General features: G+C 56.9%; 15 protein-coding genes. 10 read left to right on the top strand and 5 right to left on the bottom strand.

Annotated elements, in window-relative coordinates; translation table 11 throughout:
* Positions 1-4 precede the first annotated feature (4 nt).
* The 6 genes from bcsB to B2Q93_RS08240 all read left to right on the top strand — a co-directional run bounded on the left by bcsB (position 5) and on the right by B2Q93_RS08240 (position 12,279).
* Positions 5-2,419 carry a cellulose biosynthesis cyclic di-GMP-binding regulatory protein BcsB gene (bcsB, locus tag B2Q93_RS08265; protein ID WP_212478365.1) on the top strand — a complete coding sequence of 805 codons (2,415 nt, stop codon included), beginning with the start codon at positions 5-7 and terminating at the stop codon, positions 2,417-2,419.
* A gap of 6 nt (positions 2,420-2,425) precedes the next feature.
* Positions 2,426-3,532, top strand: coding sequence for a cellulose synthase complex periplasmic endoglucanase BcsZ (gene bcsZ, locus B2Q93_RS08260; protein ID WP_046886826.1), 1,107 nt, complete (start codon positions 2,426-2,428; stop codon positions 3,530-3,532).
* The gene (gene bcsC, locus B2Q93_RS08255; RefSeq protein ID WP_286932490.1) at positions 3,514-6,996 is read left to right on the top strand and encodes a cellulose synthase complex outer membrane protein BcsC; all 3,483 of its coding nucleotides are present in this window, start codon (positions 3,514-3,516) and stop codon (positions 6,994-6,996) included. Before bcsZ ends, bcsC begins: the two co-directional genes overlap by 19 nt.
* Before the next feature lie 118 nt (positions 6,997-7,114).
* Entirely contained in the window at positions 7,115-9,121 is a 2,007-nt protein-coding gene (gene hmsP, locus B2Q93_RS08250) for a biofilm formation regulator HmsP (protein ID WP_046886824.1), read from the top strand.
* A 158-nt stretch (positions 9,122-9,279) separates the two neighbouring features.
* Entirely contained in the window at positions 9,280-10,566 is a 1,287-nt protein-coding gene (dctA, locus tag B2Q93_RS08245) for a C4-dicarboxylate transporter DctC (RefSeq protein WP_046886823.1), read from the top strand.
* Positions 10,567-10,791: 225 nt separating this feature from the next.
* On the top strand, positions 10,792-12,279 hold the full coding sequence (locus B2Q93_RS08240) for a M16 family metallopeptidase (protein ID WP_040078172.1): 1,488 nt from the start codon (positions 10,792-10,794) through the stop codon (positions 12,277-12,279).
* 513 nt (positions 12,280-12,792) lie between these two features.
* Here B2Q93_RS08240 and B2Q93_RS08235 read toward each other — a convergent pair.
* Complete coding sequence (locus B2Q93_RS08235) at positions 12,793-13,722, bottom strand: sugar kinase (RefSeq protein WP_286932488.1); 930 nt, start codon at positions 13,720-13,722, stop codon at positions 12,793-12,795.
* Between the two features lie 231 nt (positions 13,723-13,953).
* On the opposite strand from B2Q93_RS08235, the gene pdeH reads away from it, so the two are divergent.
* Both pdeH and B2Q93_RS08225 read left to right on the top strand, forming a co-directional pair.
* Positions 13,954-14,724: a cyclic-guanylate-specific phosphodiesterase gene (gene pdeH / locus B2Q93_RS08230; RefSeq protein ID WP_046886820.1), complete on the top strand. Its 771-nt coding sequence runs from the start codon at positions 13,954-13,956 to the stop codon at positions 14,722-14,724.
* Positions 14,725-14,839: 115 nt separating this feature from the next.
* On the top strand, positions 14,840-16,897 hold the full coding sequence (locus B2Q93_RS08225) for an AsmA family protein (protein ID WP_212478369.1): 2,058 nt from the start codon (positions 14,840-14,842) through the stop codon (positions 16,895-16,897).
* 48 nt (positions 16,898-16,945) lie between these two features.
* Here the strand turns inward: B2Q93_RS08225 and B2Q93_RS08220 are convergent, their stop codons facing one another.
* From B2Q93_RS08220 to B2Q93_RS08210, 3 genes are all read right to left on the bottom strand, one after another.
* On the bottom strand, positions 16,946-18,268 hold the full coding sequence (locus tag B2Q93_RS08220; RefSeq protein WP_212478370.1) for an MFS transporter: 1,323 nt from the start codon (positions 18,266-18,268) through the stop codon (positions 16,946-16,948).
* A 272-nt stretch (positions 18,269-18,540) separates the two neighbouring features.
* Positions 18,541-19,590, bottom strand: coding sequence for an inner membrane protein YhjD (yhjD, locus tag B2Q93_RS08215; RefSeq protein WP_046886817.1), 1,050 nt, complete (start codon positions 19,588-19,590; stop codon positions 18,541-18,543).
* Between the two features lie 156 nt (positions 19,591-19,746).
* Positions 19,747-20,646, bottom strand: a complete 900-nt coding sequence (locus tag B2Q93_RS08210) for a LysR family transcriptional regulator (protein WP_040078179.1) — start codon at positions 20,644-20,646, stop codon at positions 19,747-19,749.
* Positions 20,647-20,765: 119 nt separating this feature from the next.
* Between B2Q93_RS08210 and B2Q93_RS08205 the strand changes: the two genes are divergently transcribed.
* On the top strand, positions 20,766-21,524 hold the full coding sequence (locus B2Q93_RS08205) for an SDR family NAD(P)-dependent oxidoreductase (protein ID WP_286932485.1): 759 nt from the start codon (positions 20,766-20,768) through the stop codon (positions 21,522-21,524).
* 5 nt (positions 21,525-21,529) lie between these two features.
* Here B2Q93_RS08205 and B2Q93_RS08200 read toward each other — a convergent pair whose 3' ends face one another.
* A complete protein-coding gene (locus B2Q93_RS08200; protein WP_046886815.1) occupies positions 21,530-22,063 on the bottom strand; it encodes a GNAT family N-acetyltransferase in 534 nt (177 codons plus the stop codon).
* Between the two features lie 149 nt (positions 22,064-22,212).
* Between B2Q93_RS08200 and B2Q93_RS08195 the strand changes: the two genes are divergently transcribed.
* Complete coding sequence (locus tag B2Q93_RS08195) at positions 22,213-23,802, top strand: STY4199 family HEPN domain-containing protein (RefSeq protein ID WP_286932499.1); 1,590 nt, start codon at positions 22,213-22,215, stop codon at positions 23,800-23,802.
* Positions 23,803-23,807 lie beyond the last annotated feature (5 nt).

The raw sequence follows: 23,807 nt of genomic DNA, 5'->3' as shown, positions 1-23,807 counted from the left end.
TGCGATGAAAAGAAAACTATCATGGATTAGTGCAGTGGCGGTCGGGATGAGTGCGCTCCCCTCCTTTATGGTCTCGGCGGCACCGGAGACGACTCCTGCGCCAACGGTACCTGTTGTCGCAGCCCCCGCTGAGCCGGCAGCCACCGCCGCGCCGGGGCAAACGGAAGCGGTGATCCCGAATCAACCTACAACGGGCCAGACGCTACCGCCGTCGGACGCGCCAGTAGGCCGGGTCATGCCTGGCGTGCAGGGTGCCGATGCGCCGATTGTCGCCGACAGCGCACCGTCACGCGATGTGAAGCTCTCCTTTGCTCAGATCGCGCCACCGCCGGGTAGCATGGTGTTGCGCGGTATTAACCCGAACGGCGGTATCGAGTTCGGCATGCGCAGCGACGAAGTCGTTTCTAAAGCATTGTTGAACCTTGAATACACCCCCTCTCCCTCGCTGTTGCCGGTACAGTCACAGCTGAAGGTTTATCTGAACGATGAACTGATGGGCGTCCTGCCGGTGACCAAAGAGCAGCTGGGCAAGAAAACCCTGGCGCAGTTGCCGATCAACCCGCTGTTTATCAGTGACTTCAACCGCGTGCGGCTGGAATTTGTTGGCCACTATCGTGACGTCTGTGAAAACCCGGCCAGCAGTACGCTGTGGATGGACGTGGGGCGTAGTAGCTCGCTGGATCTGACCTATCAGTCGCTGGCGGTGGCTAACGATCTTTCGCGCTTCCCGGTGCCGTTCTTTGACCCGCGCGACAATCGCCCGCTGAACTTACCGATGGTCTTTGCCGGTGCGCCGGAAATCGAACAGCAAAAAGCGGCATCGATTGTCGCCTCCTGGTTCGGTTCTCGCAGCGGCTGGCGCGGCCAAAGTTTCCCGGTCATCTATGACAAACTGCCAGACACCAACGCGATCGTCTTCGCCACGAACGCCAGCCGTCCGGCGTTCCTGCGCGATCATCCTGAGGTGAAAGCGCCGACCATCGAGATGATGAGCCATCCCAACAACCCGTACGTGAAGCTGCTGGTGGTAATGGGTCGTGATGACAAAGACCTGCTGCAGGCGGCGAAAGGGCTGGCGCAAGGCAACGTGCTGTTCCGTGGTAATAGCGTGGTGATTAACGATGTGAAACCGCTGCTGCCGCGTAAGCCATACGATGCGCCAAACTGGGTGCGTACCGATCGCGCGGTCACCTTTGGCGAACTGAAAACCTATGAAGAGCAGCTGCAGGCCACCGGTTTGCAGCCCTCATCCATTAGTCTGTCGTTAAATCTGCCGCCGGATCTCTATCTGCTGCGCAGCAACGGCATCGACATGAATCTGAACTACCGCTACACCGCGCCGCCGGTGAAAGACAGTTCGCGGATGGATATCAGCCTGAACAACCAGTTCCTGCAATCCTTCGCGCTGACCAGTACGCAGGATGCGAATCGTCTTCTGCTGCGTCTGCCGGTTCTGCAAGGGCTGCTGGACGGTAAAACGGATGTTTCGATTCCGGCGCTGAAGCTGGGTGCGGTAAACCAGCTGCGCTTTGATTTCCAGTACATGAACCCGATGCCGGGTGGTACGGTTGAAAACTGTATTACCTTCCAGCCAGTACAGAACCATGTGGTCATTGGCGATGACTCCACCATCGACTTCTCGAAGTATTACCACTTCCTTGCCATGCCGGATCTGCGCGCATTCGCCAACGCCAGCTTCCCGTTCAGCCGTATGGCTGACCTCTCGGAATCGATCGTGGTAACGCCGAAAGATCCGAACGAAGGCCAACTGACGACGCTGCTGGATGCCATGGGCTCCGTCGGTGCGCAAACCGGGTTCCCGGCGCTAAACTTCACGCTAACCAGCGATGCCAGCCAGTTGCAGGGTAAAGATGCCGATATCCTGCTGGTAGGGGCGATTCCGGATGCGTTAAAAGATGACAAGCGCGTTGATCTGCTGGTGCAGGCGACAGAAGCCTGGGTGAACACCCCGCTGCGCGAAAGTTCTTTACCGAGCATTATGCCGGATGAGAGCGACCGTCAGGCTAATGCCCGCGCGGAAGTCTCTTCCACCGGCCCAATGGCCGCCGTTGTGGGGTTCCAGTCGCCGTATAACGACCAACGCAGCGTGATTGCCCTGCTGGCAGACAGCCCGCGCGGCTATGAACTGCTGAACCAGGCCATGAACGACAGCGGCAAACGTGCGGCGATGTTTGGCTCGGTATCGATCATCCGTGAGTCTGGCGTCAATAGCCTGCGCGTGGGGGATATCTACTACGTCGGTCATCTGCCGTGGTTTGAGCGCGTCTGGTATGCCCTGTCAAACCATCCGGTGTTGCTGGCGATCTTCGCCGCGATAAGCGTCGTGCTGCTGGCCTGGGTGTTGTGGCGTCTGCTGCGCATCTTCAGCCGTCGTCGTCTCGATCCGGATCATGAGTAAACCGTGATGAAGGGATTTCGCTACGGTTTGTTGGCGCTGTTTATGCTGACCGCGTGGAATCTTCAGGCCGCCTGCAGCTGGCCGGCCTGGGATCGGTTCAAACAGGCTTATATCAGCGAAGATGGACGGGTTATCGATCCCAGCGATGCCCGTAGCATCACCACGTCGGAGGGGCAAAGCTACGCGCTGTTCTTTGCCCTCGCCGCCAATGACCGTAAAACCTTCGACCAAATCCTGCGCTGGACGCAGGATAACCTGGCGAAGGGCGCGTTAAATACGCAGCTTCCTGCCTGGCTATGGGGTAAAAAAGCCCCCGACAGCTGGCAGGTGCTCGACCCCAACTCCGCCTCGGACGCTGATATCTGGATCGCCTGGTCGCTGCTGGAGGCCGGTCGTCTGTGGAAGGAGCAAACTTACACCGATACCGGGCGGGCGCTATTAAAGCTCATCGTTCGTGAAGAGGTGGTGAAGGTGCCGGGTCTGGGCTACATGCTGCTGCCGGGCAAAGTGGGTTTTGCGGAACAGAATCTGTGGCGCTTCAACCCAAGTTATCTGCCGCCTCAGCTGGCACAATATTTTACTCGCTTTGGCGCGCCCTGGAGCACGCTGCGGGAGACCAACCTGCGCCTGCTCCTGGAAACTGCGCCGAAAGGATTTTCACCCGACTGGGTACGTTATCAAAAAAACGGCGGCTGGCAGCTCAAGCCAGAGAAAACGCTCGTCAGCAGCTATGACGCTATTCGCGTCTGGCTGTGGGTGGGCATGATGCACGACAGCGATCCGCAAAAAGCGCGGTTGTTGGCACGGCTGAAACCTATGGCAACCCTTACCGCTAAAAAAGGGATACCGCCGGAGAAAGTGGATGTCGCCACGGGTAAACCGACCGGACAGGGCCCGGTGGGCTTCTCCGCTGCGCTGCTGCCTTTCTTGCAAAATCGCGATGCACAAGCCGCGCAGCGTCAGCGTGTAGCAGACAACTTTCCTGGCGATGACGCTTATTACAGCTACGTACTGACCCTCTTTGGACAAGGCTGGGATCAGCATCGTTTTCGTTTCACCGTGAAAGGTGAATTACTACCTGACTGGGGCCAGGAATGCGCAAGTTCACAATAAGTTTACTCAGTTTATCGCTCGGTCTGGCCTTACTGCCGGCCGCGCAGGCGGTGAACTCCCCACAGCAAAAACAGCTGCTTGAGCAGGTACGGCTGGGCGAGTCCACGCAGCGCGAAGACCTGGTTCGCCAGTCGCTGGATCGCCTCGAACTGATTGACCCGAACAACCCGGACGTGATGGCCGCACGCTTCCGCTATTTGCTGCGCCAGGGCGACACCGCCGGCGCGCAAAAAGAGCTGGACCGCCTGAAGACGATGGCGCCAACCTCAGAAGCTTATAAATCGTCGCGCAGCAGCATGTCTCTCTCCAGCCCTGACGGACGTCAGGCGCTGCAGCAGGCCCGTCTGCTGGCCACTACCGGCCATACCGCCGAAGGGATTGCCGCCTACGATAAGCTGTTTGCTGGCAGCCCGCCGGATGGCGATATCGCCACCGAGTACTGGACGCTGGTGGCGAAGGTGCCTGCCCGTCGCAATGAGGCGATCAACCAGCTTAAGAGCATCAATGCCAGCCGCCCCGGCGATAGCCAGCTACAGAACTCACTGGCCCAGCTTCTTTTTCAGAGTGGGCGTCGTGATGAGGGCTTCGCCGTGCTGCGTCAGATGGCGAACTCCAACAGCGGGCGTAACGCCGCGTCGTCTATCTGGTATCAACAAATTAAAGACACGCCGGTCAGTGATGCCAGCGTAAAAGCCTTACAGGATTATCTGCAGGTGTTCAGTGAAGGGGATAGCGTGGAGTTAGCGCGTACCCAACTGGCGCAGCAGCAGCAACAGCTTTCCGACCCGGCGTTCCGTGCGAAGGCGCAGGGGCTGGCCGCCGTTGAGGCGGGTCAGGGCGAGCGGGCTGTGTCAGAGTTGCAGCAGGCGGTCAGCGCGAATCATGCGGACAGTGAAGCGGTAGGCGCTCTCGGGCAGGCTTACTCCCAGAAAGGCGATCGTGCCAGGGCAGTGGCGCAGTTCGAGAAAGCGATCGCGCTCGATCCGCAAAGTGAAAACCGCGACAAGTGGGACAGTTTGCTCAAGGTTAACCGCTACTGGCTGCTGATCCAGCAGGGCGACGCGGCGCTGAAAGCCAATAACCCAGGCCAGGCCGAACGCTATTACCAGCAAGCGCGCAACACGGATAATACCGACAGCTATGCCGTATTAGGACTGGGGGATGCGGCCATGGCGCGTAAAGACAGTGCCAGCGCCGAGCGCTACTACCGTCAGGCGCTGCGTATGGACAGCGGCAACAGCAACGCGGTGCGTGGACTGGCCAACCTCTATCGCGCCGAATCACCGGAAAAAGCGACCCAGTTTATACAATCGCTCTCTGCCAGCCAGCGCCGCAGTATCGATGATATTGAACGCAGCCTGAGCAACGAGAAGCTGGCCCAGCAGGCCGAGCAGCTCGAAAATCAGGGTAATTATGCTCAGGCGGCGGAGATCCAGCGCCGCCGACTGGCGATGGATCCGGGCAATGTCTGGATCACTTACCGGCTGTCACGCGATCTTTACAGCAGCGGTCAGCGAAGCCAGGCCGATACGCTGATGCGCAACCTGGCCTCGCAGAAGCCGGGCGATCCGGAGCAGGTTTACGCCTACGGACTTTATCTCTCGGGCAACGATCAGGATCGTGCCGCGCTGGCACACCTGAATACGCTGCCCCAGAGTCAGTGGAACGATAACATCCGCGAACTGGGCGATCGTCTGCAGGGCAACCAGGTGCTGGAGACCGCGAACCGCCTGCGTGATAGCGGTAAGGAGCGGGAGGCGGAAGAGTTGCTACGTCAGCAGCCACCCTCGACGCGTATTGATCTGATCCTGGCCGACTGGGCACAGCAGCGCGGCGATACGGCGGCGGCAAAAACAGCCTATGAAACGGTGCTAAAACGCGAGCCGCAAAATGCCGATGCGATACTTGGCCTGACGGAAGCGCACATCGCCGCGGGCGACAAGTCTGCAGCCCAGGCCACGCTGGCGACGCTGCCTGCCACGCCGCAGGGCGAGTCCCCTTCCATCAATATGCAGCGTCGTATCGCGCTGGCCCAGGCAGGGCTGGGTAATACCGACACGGCGCAACAGACCTTTAGCCGCCTCATTCCGCAGGCGAAATCGCAGCCGCCGTCGATGGAGAGTGCGCTGGTACTGCGCGACGCGGCCCGTTTCCAGGCGGCGAACGGTCAGCCAAAGGCGGCGCTTGAGACTTACAAAGATACGATGGTGGCCTCGGGGATCACCCCGACCCGTCCGGTGGATAACGACACTTTCACCCGCCTGACGCGTAATGATGAGCGCGATGACTGGCTGAAGCGCGGCGTACGTAGCGACGCGGGCGATCTCTATCGTCAGCAGGATGTTAACGTCACCCTGCAGCACGAGTACTGGGGCTCCAGCGGTACGGGGGGCTACTCTGACCTTAAAGCCCATACCACCATGCTGCACGTCGACGCACCGCTTTCCGACGGCCGGATGTTCTTCCGTACGGACATGGTCAATATGGACGCAGGCTCGTTCTCTACCGCAAGCAATGGATCTTTTAATCCGAAGTGGGGCACCTGTGCCAGTACGGCATGCTATGGTCACACTAGCCAGACGGCGGATGGCGCCAGCGTTGCGGTGGGCTGGGAAAACAGCACCTGGGCGATGGACATCGGTACCACACCGATGGGCTTCGAGGTCGTCGATGTTGTTGGCGGTATCAGCTATAGCAGCGATATCGGTCCGCTGGGCTATACGGTTAACGCGCACCGTCGCCCGGTCTCCAGCTCCATGCTGGCCTTTGCCGGACAGGTTGATCCCAATACCCATAAAACCTGGGGCGGTGTACGTTCCACCGGGGGCGGGGTCAGCGTTAGCTATGACAAGGGTGAGGCGAATGGGATCTGGTCTAGTCTGAATGCCGATTCCCTGACCGGCGAGAACGTGGCGGACAACTGGCGCGTGCGCTGGATGACCGGCTACTACTACAAACTCATCAATGCCAATAACGAGCGCCTGACCGTCGGCCTCAGCAATATGCTCTGGCATTACGATAAAGACCTGAGCGAGTACACGCTGGGACAGGGCGGCTACTACAGCCCACAACAGTATGTCTCCTTCGCGCTGCCCATCAACTGGCGTAAGCGTACCGAGAACTGGTCCTGGGAGCTGGGTGGCTCGGTCTCCTGGTCACACTCGAAAAGCAATGACGGTAAGCGCTACCCGATTCAGAGCCTGATCCCTGTTGAACCAGGCAGATACGGCGATCGCAGTGAGCCGGAAGAGGGAAGCAGCAGCAGCGGTACCGGTTATACCGCCCGGGCTATTATTGAACGTCGTGTCACCTCCAACTGGTTTGTTGGGCTGGGGGTCGATATTCAGGAGGCGAAGGATTACACCCCAAGCCATGCGCTGATGTATGTACGCTATTCTGCCGCAGGCTGGCAGGGTGACATGGACATACCACCGCAGCCGCTTATGCCTTATGCGGAATGGTAACCAGAATAACCTTAATCGTTTTGTTAGCCTCTCTTAAATCGATTGCGATGGGGTATACTCAGGCGGCAGCGGGGTCACATCTGATTACCCCGCGTGTCGTGTTCTCTGGAGAGTCATTTTGCGTGTCAGCCGTTCATTAACTATCAAACAAATGGCGATGGTTTCCGCCGTCACTATGGTGTTTGTTTTCATCTTTTGCGTCATTCTGTTGGTTCATTCCATTCAGCAGAATCGCTACAACACGGCTACGCAACTTGAAAGCATTGCCCGTTCGGTTCGTGAACCGCTCTCTGCGGCCATCCTGAAAGGGGATATCCCGGAAGCAGAAACCATCCTTAAAGGGATCCAGCCGGCCGGCGTCGTCAGCCGGGCGGATGTGGTGTTGCCTAATCAGTTCCAGGCGCTGCGTATGCGCTTTATCCCTGAGCGTCCGGTGCCGATGATGGTAATGCGAATGGTCGAACTGCCGGTGCAAATCTCGCTCCCCATCTATTCGCTGGAACGCCCGGCAAATCCGCAGCCGCTGGCTTATCTGGTGCTCCAGTCAGACTCTTATCGCATGTTTAAATTTGTGATGAGCTGGCTATCAACGTTAGTGACTGCTTACTTACTGTTGACGCTGATGCTGACGGTGGCATTGACCTGGTGTATTAACCGACTGATTGTGCATCCGCTACGCCGTCTGGCCCGGGAACTCAATGATCTACCGGGAGAGTATCAGGTGGGTCACCAGCTGCCGTTGCCGCGCCTGCATCATGACGACGAGATCGGCATGCTGGTCCGCAGCTACAACATCAATCAACAGCGGATTTTGCGTCAGTATGACGAGATGAACTGCAATGCGACCCGCTTCCCGGTATCGGATTTACCGAACAAAGCGTTCCTGATGGGTCTGCTGGAGCAGACGGTCGCCCGCCAGCAGACGACGGCGTTGATGGTCGTGGCCTGTGAAACCTTGCAGGACACCGCCGGGGTGTTGAAAGAGAGTCAGCGAGAGATGTTGCTGCTCACGCTTGTGGAAAAGATGAAATCCGTCCTCTCCCCGCGGATGGTGCTCTCTCAGGTCACGGGGTACGACTTCGTGATTATCGCCCATGGGGTGAAGGAGCCATGGCATGCCATCACGTTAGGTCAGCAAGTGCTCACTGTCATTAACGAGCGGTTGCCGGTTCAGAGCATCCAGCTGCGCCCCAGCGCCAGCATTGGCATTGCCATGTATTACGGCGATCAGAGCGCCGAGCAACTTTACAGCCGGGCCTTCTCCGCCGCCTTTGCTGCGCGTCGCAAGGGTAAAAACCAAATCCAGTTCTTCGAACCCGAAGAGATGGAAAAGGCGCAGCAGCGCCTGACGGAAGAGAGCGATATCCTTAACGCGCTGGATAATCATCAGTTTGCCATCTGGCTGCAGCCGCAGGTTGAATTGAGTACGGGCCGGGTAAAAAGCGCCGAAGCGCTACTGCGTATGCAGCAGCCGGACGGCTCCTGGGAGCTGCCGGAAGGGTTAATCGAACGTATTGAAAACTGTGGGCTGATGGTGACGGTGGGCCACTGGGTGCTGGAGGAGTCTTGCCGGCTGCTCTCAGCCTGGCAGGCTCGTGGTATTACCCTGCCGCTGTCGGTCAATCTCTCTGCGCTGCAATTGATGCACCCGACGATGGTTTCCGAGCTGCTGGAGTTGATTCATCGCTATCAAATCCAGCCTGACACCCTGATTCTTGAGGTAACGGAAAGTCGCCGTATCGACGACCCGAACGAAGCGGTGGCGATTCTGCGTCCGCTGCGCAATGCCGGGGTACGTATCGCGCTGGATGATTTCGGTATGGGGTATGCGGGGCTGCGTCAGCTGCAGCATATGAAAACGCTGCCGGTGGACGTGCTGAAGATCGACAAGACCTTTGTGGAAGGTTTACCGGACGACAGCAGCATGGTGCAGGCCATTATTCAGATGGCGCAAAGCCTGACGCTGGACGTGATTGCCGAAGGGGTCGAAACCGAGGCACAGCGCGACTGGCTGGCAGAGGCTGGCGTGAAGTATGGGCAGGGTTATCTCTTCGCCCGTGCCGTTCCACGCGATCTCTTTGAAGCGCATTACCTTTCTCCCCATGACACCCCTGCGTTGAATTAAAATGTTGCTGGCTTGTGCGAGCCAGCTCAAACTTTTTAACATTTGTGTTTCATTTCTAATCTGAGTCTGTATCTGTCCTGAGAGCCGGGTGGTATTTTAAATCCGCAGGTAATTATTATCCCTATAGTGCCTGTGGTTTTTCTTCCCAAGGACATCATATGAAAACCTCACTCTTCAAAAGTCTCTACTTTCAGGTGCTGACTGCGATTGCTATCGGCATTCTGCTGGGCCATTACTACCCTGAACTGGGCGCGCAGATGAAACCGCTAGGCGATGCGTTTGTTAAGCTCATCAAGATGGTTATCGCCCCGGTTATCTTCTGTACCGTGGTGACCGGTATCGCGGGCATGGAAAGCATGAAGGCGGTCGGTCGCACTGGCGCGGTCGCGCTGCTCTATTTTGAGGTGGTCAGCACCCTGGCGCTGATTATCGGCCTGATTATCGTGAACGTGGTGCAACCCGGCGCCGGCATGAACGTAGACCCCTCTACGCTCGATGCCAAAGCGGTCGCCGTCTACGCCGATCAGGCAAAAGATCAGGGTGTGGTGGCCTTCCTTCTGGATGTGATTCCCGGCAGCGTCATTGGCGCTTTTGCCAGCGGTAACATTTTGCAGGTACTGCTGTTTGCCGTGATGTTTGGCTTTGCGTTGCATCGCCTGGGAAGCAAAGGGCAGCTGATTTTTAATGTGATTGAAAGCTTCTCTCAGGTCATCTTCGGCATTATCAATATGATTATGCGTCTGGCACCTATCGGGGCCTTCGGGGCGATGGCGTTTACCATCGGTAAATATGGCGTGGGCACCCTGGTACAGTTGGGCCAGCTGATTATCTGCTTCTATATCACCTGTATTCTGTTTGTAGTGGTCGTGCTGGGGAGTATTGCAAAGGCCACCGGCTTCAATATCTTTAAGTTCATCCGCTATATCCGCGAAGAGCTGCTCATCGTGCTGGGTACCTCCTCGTCCGAGTCGGCGCTGCCACGTATGCTCGATAAAATGGAGAAGCTGGGCTGCCGCAAATCGGTGGTGGGGCTGGTCATTCCGACGGGCTACTCTTTTAACCTGGATGGCACCTCGATTTACCTGACCATGGCCGCGGTATTTATCGCTCAGGCGACCAACAGCCACATGGATATTTTCCATCAAATCACGCTGCTGGTCGTGTTGCTGCTCTCTTCGAAAGGGGCGGCCGGGGTGACGGGCAGCGGCTTTATCGTCCTGGCGGCAACCATTTCAGCGGTGGGTCATCTGCCGGTGGCGGGGCTGGCGCTGATCCTCGGTATTGACCGCTTTATGTCTGAAGCTCGTGCGCTGACTAACCTGGTCGGTAACGGGGTAGCGACCATCGTGGTCGCGAAGTGGGTGAAAGAGCTGGATCATAAAAAGCTCGACGATACCCTCAATAATCGTGCGCCAGACGGCAAAACGCACGGTTTATCCTCCTAAAATCTGCTCTCAGGCCCGCATTCCCTTGTCGGAGTGCGGGCTCCTGCGCATAATGGCCCCTCATACCTGTCATAATTCGACAAGATTTTTTTCGGGTATATTTCACTTCATGCCGTGACGTTTCGCTTAACGCGCGGTCTAATCGGAGTGTTTTGAATATCGTCTTTAGAGTGCTCCAGGGCGTGTAGCACTCTTTTTAACCAGGAATGTTGATCAGGGGTTCACATGCAGGGCACAAAAATTCGACTCTTAACCGGCGGTTTGCTGATGATGGCAGCAGCCAGTTACGTGCACGCTGATGCGCTCCAGCCCGATCCTGCATGGCAACAGGGGACGCTGGCGAACGGCTTCCAGTGGCAGGTCCTCTCGACGCCTCAGCGTCCCAGCGATCGGATTGAAATCCGCCTCTCGGTAAATACGGGCTCCCTGACGGAAAGCACGCAGCAGACCGGCTTTAGCCACTTTATCCCCCGGCTGGCGCTGACCCAAAGCGGCAGCCTGCAGGCTGTGCAGGTGCGTTCACTGTGGCAACAGGGCATCGACCCGAAACGCCCACTCCCGCCTGCCGTGGTCTCTTATGACTACACCATGTTTAACCTCAGCTTGCCGAACAACCGTAATGATTTGCTCAAAGAGGCGCTGACCTGGCTCTCTGATACCGCAGGCAACGTCTCCATTACCCCTGAAACCGTTAACTATGCGCTGAGCAACAGTGACATGGTTGCCACCTGGCCCGCGGATACCAAAGAGGGCTGGTGGCGCTATCGCCTCAAGGGATCAACGCTGCTCGGCCACGATCCGGCGGAGCCGCTGAAGCAGCCGGTTGATATTGAACAGGTTAAATCTTTCTACCAGAACTGGTACACCCCGGATGCGATGACCCTGATTGTGGTGGGTAACGTCGACGCCCGTGCGGTAGTAGAGCAGATCAATAAAACCTTCGGCGAACTGAAAGGTAAACGCCATACGCCGGCGCCAGTGCCGACCTTGTCGCCGCTGCGTGCCGAGCCCGTCAGTATCATGACCGACACAGTGCGTCAGGATCGTCTCTCAATCATGTGGGATGGCCCGTGGCAGCCTATTCGGGAATCCGCAGCCCTGCTGCGTTACTGGCGTGCAGATTTAGCTCGTGAAGCGCTGTTCTGGCATGTTCAGCAGACGCTTAGCAAGAACAACACTAAAGATATCGGTCTGGGCTTTGATTGCCGGGTGCTGTTCCAGCGTGCACAGTGCGCCATTAACGTCGAGTCGCCGAACGATAAGCTGAACGCGAATATGGCGGTGGTGGCGAAAGAGCTGGCGAAGGTACGTGACAACGGGCTGCCGGTAGAAGAGTTTAACGCGCTGGTGGCGCAAAAGGGCCTTGAGCTGCAAAAGCTGTTTGCCACCTATGCGCGCACAGATACCGATATCCTTATCAGTCAGCGTATTCGCTCCCTGCAAAACCAGGTGGTGGATATCGCGCCGGAGCAGTATCAGAAACTGCGCCAGGACTTCCTGAGCGGCCTGACGGTGGAGATGCTGAACCAGGATCTGCGTTCGCAGCTTTCACAGGATATGGCACTGATTCTGCTGCAGCCGAAGGGCGAGCCTGAGTACAACATGAAAGAGCTGCAAGAAACCTGGAGTAATATTATGGTGCCCGCGCAAAGTGCGGCTCCCGTTGTTTCTGGTGATCATCAGGACGTGACGGATATTCCGCAGGCGCAGTAAGGTGGGCGTTCGCGCAAAGATAAACGGTGGTAATGCCGATCGGTTAAGCAATCCGGTATTTCCATGTCACTAAAGTGGAAAGGTTCCGTTCACTAAGGCATCTCTGCTTTATGCCGGTTCCTCTGCGGTGAACGTGCCAGGGGGGCTCTCCGCCGCCCCCCTGGCTACCCCGGCTCCCGGCAATGAAAATCGCCGCTTCGCGGTACCCTCGGCTTTCCCCCTCCGGCTATCGGGTCGGGCGCGATCCTACATCCCTGTAGGTCACGCCCTCTCGGCGCATCCCTGCGCCTCGCCCCGGCCTGCGGTCAACGCCTCGGCGATTTTCTGCCGGACTGGCCCTCCCTCCGGCCACTCTGCGGCCTGACCGGGGCCGCGGGGATTGACAAGGGGGACCCGGCGGTCCCCCTTGTCACGTTCACGGGTGCTGTGATGCCATATTCTGCTGAACATGAGGTGAACGGAACGATTCCACCGTGCTTAACCGATCGGCATTACAACCCAGGTAGCCGTTTTTTAGTGCGGCATCGCCTCACGGGGAATAATCGCCCCGCGATACTGAATCACCGTACTGGCGGTGAGGTGGCCGCGCTGGGCTGCCGCTTCCGGCGTGCCGCCTGTCAGGCGTACAGCCAGATAACCGGCGCTGAATGAATCGCCCGCGGCCGTGGTATCAATCACTTTTTCCTTCGCCAGCTTCACTGCCGGAACGTCGATAACCGGCTGACCGGCAACCGCGACCAGACAGGAATCGGCACCGCGCTTGATCACCACCTCAGAGACGCCTGCCGCCTGCGTCCGGGCAATCACCTCATCCACCGGCTTTTCGCCCCACAACGCATCTTCGTCGTCGAGGGTTAAGAAAGCGATATCGGTACATTGCAGCATCTGGGAGTAGACCTGCTGCGTCTCTTCGCGGCTGGCCCACAGACGTGGACGGTAGTTGTTATCGAAGATTACTTTGCCACCATTAGCCCGGCATTCACGCAGCAGAGAGAGCAGCTTATCACGGCTGCTCTGGCTCAGGATGGCGAGGCTGATGCCGCTCAGATAGAGATAGTCGAACGTAGCCAGCTCTTCGCAAATGCGCGCCGCGTCCTCGCTCTCCAGCCAGAACTTCGCCGCCGCTTCATTGCGCCAATAGTAGAAGGTACGCTCGCCAGTGCTGTCGGTTTCGATGTAGTAGAGGCCAGGCAGGCGATTTTCCATGCGCTGAGTCAGGGAGGTATCGACGTTCTCCGCCTGCCAGCTCTCCAGCATCTGCTGGCTGAAATTATCGGTACCCAGTGCCGTGACATAGTTCACTGACAGCGCATCAGGGGAGACCTGACGGGCAATGTAAACCGATGTGTTCAATGTATCGCCACCAAAGCCGCGGCTCACTTCCGCGCCTTTTTGGGAGAGTTCAATCATGCATTCGCCAATGACGGCAATCTTTTTGGACATAATCTTGAACCTGAAGAGTGAAATTAGAGGTAGTGTGCTCTGGCACCGTTTAGTGGTCAACCATATTAAAACGACGTTCCATTATTTTTTTGAACTGGAACAGGTTCCGCTTCAGTTTCTGTCATCAGAATTTCATTTTCGCCTGCAACCAGCCTTAAAGTTCTTATCTCCTGCGCCGATAACCTTTGACGAGTCCCGTCAGCTCATCTCCCATTCAACAGGACATCTGAAATGAAGTTACAGCAGGATATCCAGCGGCTAGTTGTTCCTCAGGCAAGTATTGAGAACTTGCAGGAGCATCGCTACTGGCTGCAATGTGAGCGCGCTTACACCTGGCAGCCCATCTATCGCATTGATGGCACGCTGATGGCCGTTGAGATCCTGACCATCGTGACGCATCCGTCAACGCCCGATCAGCGTATCGCGCCGGATCGCTACTTTGCGGAAATTCCGGTGCGCAAACGTCTGGATGTGCTGGAAGAACAGCTCACCATGCTGGCGGAAAAGCAGCCCTTTTTCATGCAGCATAAGATCCTCGCCTCGGTAAACGTCGATGGCCCTACGCTGATGGCGGTGCGTCAGGATGAGACGTTAAAGCAGCTCATCGCTACGCTGCCGTGGATCCGCTTTGAGTTGGTTGAGCATATACGCTTACCGCAAGATTCGACCTTCGCTGCAATGTGCGAGTTTGCTCCGCTGTGGCTGGACGACTTCGGTACCGGCATGGCCAACTTCTCGGCTCTGAGCGAAGTGCGCTATGACTACATCAAAGTGGCGCGCGATCTCTTCATCATGCTGCGCCAAACACCGGAAGGGAGAAACCTGTTCACCCTGTTGCTTCAGCTGATGAACCGCTACTGCCAGGGGGTCATTGTCGAGGGCATCGAGACGCTGGAAGAGTGGCGAGACGTGCAAAGCTCTCCGGCCGCTGCTGCGCAGGGTTACTTCCTCTCTCGCCCCGTCCCGATGGACACGCTCGAAAACGTCATCCTTACTCTGTAGGTTTTGGCTGCTTCCCATAATAGTGCGTGAATGACGCGCTATTACCGGACGCAGCCGCCGCTTTCCCGTTGCCTGCGCTATATTCTAGAAAGGCAAGCGAAAAAGGGAGTGCGGAATGACCAAGACAACAAAGATAATCACCTGGTCGCTAGGGATCTTCTTGTTGTTGATTGTGGTGATAATCGTCATTATTGCGACGTTTGACTGGAATCGCCTCAAACCGACCATCAACCAGAAAGTCTCGACTGAGTTAAACCGGCCCTTCGCCATTCGTGGTGATTTGGGCGTAGTGTGGGAGCGCCAGAAAGAGGAAACCGGCTGGCGCAGCTGGGTTCCATGGCCACACATCCATGCTAACGACATCATCCTCGGCAACCCGCCGGATATCCCCGAAATTACCATGGTGCATCTGCCGCGCGTAGAGGCCACGCTGGCGCCGCTGGCGCTGTTCACTAAAACGGTCTATCTACCGTGGATCAAGTTGCAACAGCCGGATGCCCGGCTGATCCGTCTGTCGGAAAAAAAGAACAACTGGACCTTTGATCTGGCGGGGAGTGACGAAGAAAAAGATCCCAACGCCAAACCGTCCTCCTGGTCTTTCCGCCTGGATAATATCCTCTTCGATCGCGGACGGATCGATATCAACGATGCGGTGACGAAGGCAGATATTGAGATCTTTGTCGATCCGCTGGGTAAACCGTTGCCCTTTAGCGAAGTGACGGGGAACAAAGGCAAAAAAGATAAGGTCGGTGATTACGTCTTTGGCCTGAAGGCGGAAGGGCGCTACAACGACCAGCCTTTAAGCGGCAAGGGTAAAATTGGCGGTATGCTGGCCCTGCGAAGCGAAGGCACGCCGTTCCCGGTACAGGCTGATTTCCGCTCTGGCAATACGCGGGTGGCCTTCGTTGGCACGGTAAACGACCCGATGAAAATGGGTGGTGTTGATCTCCAACTGAAATTTGCCGGGGATTCGCTGGGCGAGCTCTATGAGCTGACTGGCGTGCTGCTGCCCGATACTCCACCGTTTGAAACCGACGGTCATCTGGTCGCGAAAATTGATGCTGAAAAGTCGTCGGTCTATGACTATCGCGACTTTAATGGCCGCATCGGCGACAGTGATATCCACGGCTCGCTAACCTATACCACCGGCAAGCCGCGGCCGAAGCTTGAAGGGGATCTGGAGTCCCGGCAGCTGCGCCTCGCCGACCTGGGCCCGCTGATCGGGGTGGATTCGGGCAAGGGTGCCGAGCGCGCGAAACGCGCCGAGCAGAAAAAGGGTGAGAAAAGCGCTCAGCCTGCCGGCAAGGTGCTACCAAACGATCGTTTTGAAACAGATAAATGGGATGTGATGGATGCCGATGTGCGTTTCAAAGGCCGCCGTATTGAACATGGCAGCAGCCTGCCCATTAGCGATCTCTCGACCCATATCCTGTTGAAAAATGCCGACCTGCGCCTGCAGCCGCTGAAGTTCGGCATGGCGGGCGGAACCATCTCATCAAATATTCATCTGGAAGGGGATAAGAGCCCTATGCGTGGGCGGGCAGATATTCAGGCGCGGCGGCTGAAGTTAAAAGAGCTGATGCCTGACGTCGAATTGATGCAGAAAACCCTCGGTGAAATGAACGGTGATGCTGAGATCCGCGGTACCGGTAATTCCGTGGCTGCTCTGCTGGGTAACGGCAACGGTAACCTGAAGCTACTGATGAACGATGGACTGATCAGCCGTAACCTGATGGAGATCCTCGGCCTGAATGTGGGCAACTTTATCATTGGTCAGATTTTTGGCGATGATGAAGTGCGGGTGAACTGCGCGGCGGCCAATATCGATCTGGTCAACGGCGTTGCCCGACCGCAGATCTTCGCCTTCGATACGGAGAATGCGGTCATCAACGTGACGGGCACCGCCAGCATGGCCTCTGAGCAGCTCGACCTCACCATCAATCCGGAAAGTAAGGGCATCCGTATCGTTACGCTGCGCTCGCCGCTGTACGTACGCGGAACCTTTAAAAATCCGGATGCGGGGGTGAAAGCCGGGCCGTTGATTGCCCGTGGTGCGGTGGCCGCGGCGCTGGCAACGCTGGTAACGCCGGCGGCGGCGCTGCTGGCGTTGATTTCGCCGTCTGAAGGGGATGCGAATCAGTGTCGGAATATACTGGCACAGATGAAAAAGTAAGGCGCAGGACGTAAAAAAAACGGCAACCCAGAGGTTGCCGTTTTACGTTTACAGCGACTGATGCCGCGTTTCGTGCGTCAGCAGCAAGGCAATCAGCGTCAGAGCTGCCATCGCGGCCAGGTAGACACCCACGTAGAACAGTCCGTAGTTTGCCTGTAACCAGGTGGCGATGTAGGGCGCCACGGAAGCCCCCAGAATCGACGAGACGTTATAGGAGAACGAGGCACCGGTATAACGCACTTCAGTCGGGAACAACTCAGGCAGAAGCGCACCCATCGGGCCAAAGGTCAACCCCATCAGGCTCAGGCCAATCAGCAGGTAGGCCATCACCAGCGCCGGGCTGCCGGAACCCAGCAGCGGCGGGAAGACGAACAGCGCAAACAGGATAATCAGCGAGGTGATGGTGATCATGCTCGCGCGGCGGCCAAATTTATCCGCCAGCAGGCCAGCGATAGGTACCATCACGCCAAAGCCAATCACCGCCATCATCAACATCCACAGCACTTCATTACGCGGCAGCCCCAGGCCGACCGGCGCAGGCGCGGTGCTGTAGGTCATGGAGTAGACGGTCATGATATAGAACAGGGTATAAGTTGCCAGCATGATAAATGTGCCGAGCACGGTCACGCGGACGTGTTTGGTCAGCAGGGTACCCATCGGCACTTTTACCTGCTTTTTGGCCGCTGCGACTTTGGCGAATACTGGCGTCTCGTGCAGTGAGACGCGCACATACAGGCCAATCAGCACCAGCACGGCAGAGAAAATAAACGGAATACGCCAGCCCCAGCTCATAAACTGCTCATCATTCAGCAGCCAAGAGAGCAGCAGGAAGGTCCCGTTAGCAAAGAAGAAGCCAATCGGGGCACCCAGCTGCGGGAAGGAGCCGTACAGTGCACGTTTACGTGCGGGGGCGTTCTCGGTGGCCAGCAGCGCCGCGCCGCCCCATTCACCGCCCAGACCCAGACCCTGACCAAAACGCGCCAGCGCCAGCAACACCGGCGCCAGAATGCCGATGGTCTCGTAAGTGGGCAGCAGGCCGATGGCGACGGTAGAGATCCCCATGGTCAGCAGCGAAGCAACCAGCGTGACTTTGCGGCCAATACGGTCACCAAAGTGACCAAAGAGCGCGGAACCAATCGGCCGCGCCACAAAGGCGATGGCAAAGGTCGCCAGGGACTGCAGCGTCGCGGCGGTCGGGTCGCCCTGCGGGAAGAAGATATGTGGAAAGACGATAACCGCAGCGGTCGCGTAAATGTAGAAGTCGAAAAACTCGATGGCGGTGCCAATCAGAGAGGCGACAACGACTTTGTTACGTGAGTTAACCGGGGCGTTTTCCTGTTGTGAATCGAGAGTTGTGGTTGTGGCCTGCATAAACTTTTCTTATTTTTGGCGAACGAACGGCCATATTACGCACAGCAAAAGCGACATTTCAATCTGTAACAAACCCGGCGGGAGGGCAAAAAAGCAGCAAAAAGGGGATAATGTTCAGCCTGCTAAAATAGCTTCTATGAAATGCTTCACATAAATTTAAACTTGGTGGAAAAAACTGGTTTTTGGTTAAATAAAAGTTACAGGCTGGATTTATATGCTGAAATGATGGATCGGGCTGAAATTTTGCGTTTTTATTCAGCCCGATGATGTCACTAGCGGTGGGTTTTGCCCGGCATTCGCCGGTCATCTTTGTACTCGGCGGTGGCGATCCACGCTGCGCAGAACAGGGTCAGACGCGCAAAGAAGTAGAAGAATGCCATCAGCCCCAGCACCGAACCAAAGGCGGCGCCAGAGGGGGATTTCACCAGCGAAGGTAGCGTATAGGTCATCACGATTTTGATGATCTCAAAACCGATAGCGGCAATCAGCGTACCCCGCATCAACGCCTTACGACGGGGCCGATGGCGTGGCAGGCGCCAGAAGATCCAGAAGAAGAGCAGATAGTTCGCCAGGATTGAAATAGCTAATCCAATCAGTCGCCAGGCGGGTTTTAGCCACTCGATATTATCAAGATAGAGCGCTGAGATAATCATCTGCTGTGCCGAACCGGCCACCGAGGTGATAGAGAGAGTGACAATCAGCGCCACCAGCAGGCCAATCAGCGAGATAAAATCACGGAAGTATTTCAGCCAGATCTTCTCCTGGTCCTGCGGCGTGCGCTCCCAGACGTCACGCGACTGGGCGCGGATCGCCTCGCGCAGGTTCCCCATCCAGTTAATACCCGAGTAGAGGGCAATCAATAGCCCGACAATCCCTACCGTGGTGCGCTGCTGGATCGCAGTATTAATGGTGCTTTTCAGGGTGGAGGCAAGCGTCGGATCGCTAACGTTCATCAAGATTTTACCGAAGATATCCTGCAGCAGGGTCGGATGCGACGCGAGCACAAAGCCTGCTGCCGCAAAGGAGACCATCAGGATGGGAATCATCGATAAAAACGAGAAGTAGGTAATGGCGGCGCCAAACTGGTTACCCAGCCGATCGTTAAATCGCTCGGTGGCTCGCAGGATGTGGGCAATCATTGGGCGCTGCTGTACGAGCTGAACCAGCAGCTTCGCTTTTTCGACCAGGCTTCCCGCACTGCTTACATCGTGGCTTGTCACTTCCGCGTTTTCTGATGCCGCGGAAGGCGGGGTGGTGTCCATTTTTTTGACTGGTTCGTAATCCAGTTCCTGTACAGGGCGTTGCTGGTTGTTGTCCGGCATCGGTGACGTTTTCCTTTTCGGTACGCAGGATGTTCCTGAAATTATATACCCTAAATAATTCATGCTGCTTGCCACGGCCCCGGCGGCTAAGGCTCGGGAGAGCGAATCACAGGCCAACGCCTGAGCCGCGTGAAGTATCACGGGTACAGATTCAGTCTAGTCTACGTACGCCTTCATTAATTCTGTTAGCCACTCCATAAACAGGCGAACCCGGCGGGAGAGGTTGCGGCGGTGGGGATAAATTAGCGAAACCGGCATCGGGCCCGGACGATATTGTGGCAGGATCTCCAGCAGCTTTTTGGCGCGCAGCGCGTCGCGAGCCCCGACGCGTGGCACCTGAATAATCCCCAGACCCGCCAGAGCGGAGGCGTGATAGGTTTCGGTACTGTTCACCGTCAGGATGCCGCCGGTTTTAACCCAGCGGGTGCTCTCACCGTCATAATATTCAAAGCCCTGCGGGCGACTCCCCAGATTGAGCGCATAATGCACCACCGCGTGAGAGGCTAAATCGTCCAGCGTCTCGGGATAGCCAAAACGCGTCAGATAATCGGGGCTGGCGCAGTTGATGACTGACAGTTTGCCCAGCGGGCGTGCAATAAGACCAGAATCTTTCAGAGTGCCGACGCGCACCACGCAGTCGAATCCTTCCCGAATCACATCCACCAGACGGTCACTACTGCTCAACTCCAGTTCGATACCGGGATACTGCTGTAAAAACTGTGGCAGTCGCGGAATGACTAAATTTCGTGCAATGGCCACCGGCATATCCACCCGCAGTCGTCCGCTGATGCTGGCAGGGTCGAGCAAAAAAAGACCATCCAGTTCGTCGAGGTTTGCCAGCAGATCTTTTGCCCGCTCGTAATAGACCATTCCGTCCTGCGTAAGGCTGACGCGGCGCGTGGTCCGGTGCAGCAATTGCGTGCCAAGCCCGTTCTCCAGCGCCTGAATTTGCCGGGATACGCTCCCTTTAGGCAGGCCTAAAGAGTCCGCTGCGCGAGAAAAACTCTCCAGTTCCGCGACGCGGATGAAGAGCTGCATTGCGTGAATTTTATCCATAGGTTGCGCTCATTGTTGTTCAAATAGAAACAGTAAAGCGTTACTGACTACCTTTATTGATTTTCTATCACCTAATAAGCTCTTTCTCAACGACCACAACAGCCGAAACGAGGTTTCTTATGAGTGAACGTATAGCCATTGTGACTGGCGGCAGCCGGGGATTGGGGAAAAACGCGGCGCTGAAGCTGGCTGCGAAAGGTGTCGGAATTATCCTCACCTGGAATAGCAGCCAACAGGAAGCGCTCGATGTTGTTCGCGAAATTGAGCAAAAAGGGGTGAAAGCCGCAGCGTTACAGCTGAACGTCGGCGAAGTTGCCGGCTTCGAACATTTTGCTCAGCAGGTCGGGGAGACCCTCAGGCAGTACTGGCAGCGCGACAGCTTCGACTATTTATTGAACAATGCTGGGGTGGGTTTATATGCCCCCTATGTTGAAACCAGCGAAGCGCAATTTGATAACGTCATGAACATCCATTTAAAAGGTCCGTTTTTCCTGACGCAGCGTCTCCTGCCGCTGATGAGAGACGGGGGACGGATTTTGAACGTCTCTTCCGGGCTGGCACGCTTTGCGCTCCCCGGGTCCAGCACCTATGCAGCGATGAAAGGGGCGATGGAGGTGTTAACCCGCTATCAGGCGAAAGAGCTGGGGGAACGCGGCATTAGCGCCAATATCATCGCGCCAGGGGCGATTGAAACTGATTTCGGTGGCGGCATGGTACGTGATAATGCCGAGCTTAATCAGCAGATCGCCGCGCAAACCGCGCTGGGGCGCGTAGGTCTGCCGGATGATATTGGTGATGCTATCGCCGCGCTGCTCAGCGATGAGCTGGGCTGGATGAACGCCCAGCGCATTGAAGTCTCGGGCGGTATGTTCCTGTAAGCCGGTTACGCCTGCTGATACTCTTTTTTCAGCAGGCCAAACAGCCAGTCATTATGCCACCGGCCAGCCAACTGATAATTTTCTCGCAGCTCGCCTTCCAGCACAAAACCCTGCTTCTCCAGCAGCCGCCTGGAGGGCAGGTTTCCGGCCGTCACGGTGGCAGTTAACCGGCGAATTCCCCCCTCGTTAAAGGCAAAATCACACACCGCTTTTAACGATTCAAAGCCATATCCCAGACCCTGCGCCTGCGGGGCGAATAAGAATCCCACCTCGGCAATATCCTCTTCATGATGCAGATATCCCGTTACGCCCAGTGGCGTCTGGCTGAGGGTGTCCCGAACCAGCAAGCATAACCAGTGCGCGCTGCCAGGCGTCCACTCGGGCAGGCGGGATTCAAAGGCCTCCCGGATCGCCGTTTCCGGGCGGTTATCTGCAACGTAGCGCATCACGTCCGGGTCTTGCTGAAGCGCCAGGAAAAAGGACCAATCCGCTTCGCCCAGCGGCGAGCAGGTTAAACGCGGGGTATGCAGTACCGGCATCAGGCTTATCCCATAAATTGTGTTAATGATTATACGGCTGTCACTGTAATACCATAGATTCTCAGGTATGGTTAAGCCTGTATAAATAAAAGAAAAAAGTCGCATAGAGACGACCCCATATCTGTTTTCATTTTACGGAAAGGAAAATGATGACCCTCAGCAAAACGCATCACGTCCGGGAACAGTTTGAACACTGTCTGGGTATCATTCGTCAGGCGTCGGTGGAGATCCTGCTGCTCCTGAAAGTGCATGTATCGGAAGGCAAGGATCCCCGCTGGTTTCTGGAACAGCTGGATAACGCGCGCCTCGGCCTGGGAGGTTGGGCGGCGTTGGCGAAGCGGCTACACCTGAACGACGCTGAAATGTCGAACTTCACGCTCCAGCTGCGTCTGCTGCAACAGCGTGTACCACAGTATGAGAGTGGACAGGATGTCAGCGACAACCAGCTGATTGCGGCGACGCGTTTTGTCACGGCCCTTGAGCATGTGCGCCAGCAACAGCCCCTGCTGACCTACAGTACCGAGCTTGCCCCGGCGGATGAGGCGCAACAGCTGCAGGCGCAAAAGCAGGTGCGCGCAGTCGAGATGATGCTGAAAGCGCTGGTGCTGAAAGCCTGGCCCGATCCTACGCGTCTGAACAATCACCTGAAAACCCTGTTCAGCGCCGATCAGGTTCGACGCTGGCTACGACAGGGCGAACGCAACGATGTGCTGAGCGGCATGAAATTCAGCGAGCTGGCGCTGATGGTCGTGGATAAAAAGGAGTTTTCCCGCTATTACGCTGCGCTTTTCAGCGATCAGCACCATCTCACCCTGCTGGTGGAGCCGCGAAAAACGCTGCAAACCTTCCTCGACGATATACGCCAGATCCGTAATACGCTGCTGGCCGGAGAGGCCTTGACCCCGGCACAGATTGTCTTAATGGACAGCTACTACGACCAGATTGCCAGCCCGGTGCAGCGTGCCTTTGAGCAGGGGCGTACCCGGGTTAATCCGGCAGCCTTGCTGGCGGTGGAGACCAACGACCTGCACCGCTTCTGGGAGCATGCGCAGCAGAAAAACAAGGCGGCCGGCGGCGATAGCGATGAAATTGGTGAGAATATCGATAAACCGCAGCGACGGGCGGAGCGCACGCCGGAGCAGCGCGATCAGCTTATCTCCGGGCTACTCTGGGGGGCAGTAGGGGTTATGGTGCTGGCGATGCTGGCAGGGGGCGTCTGGCTCTTCGTTGGCGATTCGCAGCCCCGGGCCGCGGAAGTGGTCGTTCAGACCCAGCAGCCCGAAGATATGCGTGACACCCCTTCATCGCGGGACACGCTGACGCGGATGGGCATCACCTGGGATGAGAACAACTTCCGTTCGGCCATCGATCGTAATGATGCCCGCGTGGTGCAGCTCTTTCTGAAAGGGGGGATGGACTGGAAAGTCTCCTGGACTGAGCAGGCGCACTCGGCGGGTAACGTTGCCGTACTGGAGATGTTGATGCGCTATCGCCTGCAAATGACGGAGCAGAAGCCCTGTCGGCGATTTATCACTACCCTGAGCCATGCCATGTCATCCGGCGAGAAGCTCACGAGCACGCGCAAAACCTGGCTACAGGCCTTTTGCACCGTGCCGGCGGTAGTGGCGCGTCAACGTTACGAGGTTGAGCAGGCCACCCGCCGGGCGCAGGCGCAGCCGGATGCCAGCAGCAAAAAGTGGCAGGGTATCCAGACGGAAATTTATGAAGTGATTCGCTAGCGCGC

The organism is Leclercia sp. UBA5958, from assembly GCF_002430365.1.
GTDB classification, from domain to species: domain Bacteria; phylum Pseudomonadota; class Gammaproteobacteria; order Enterobacterales; family Enterobacteriaceae; genus Enterobacter; species Enterobacter pneumoniae.
This window is presented reverse-complemented; position numbering and strand designations above follow the sequence as displayed.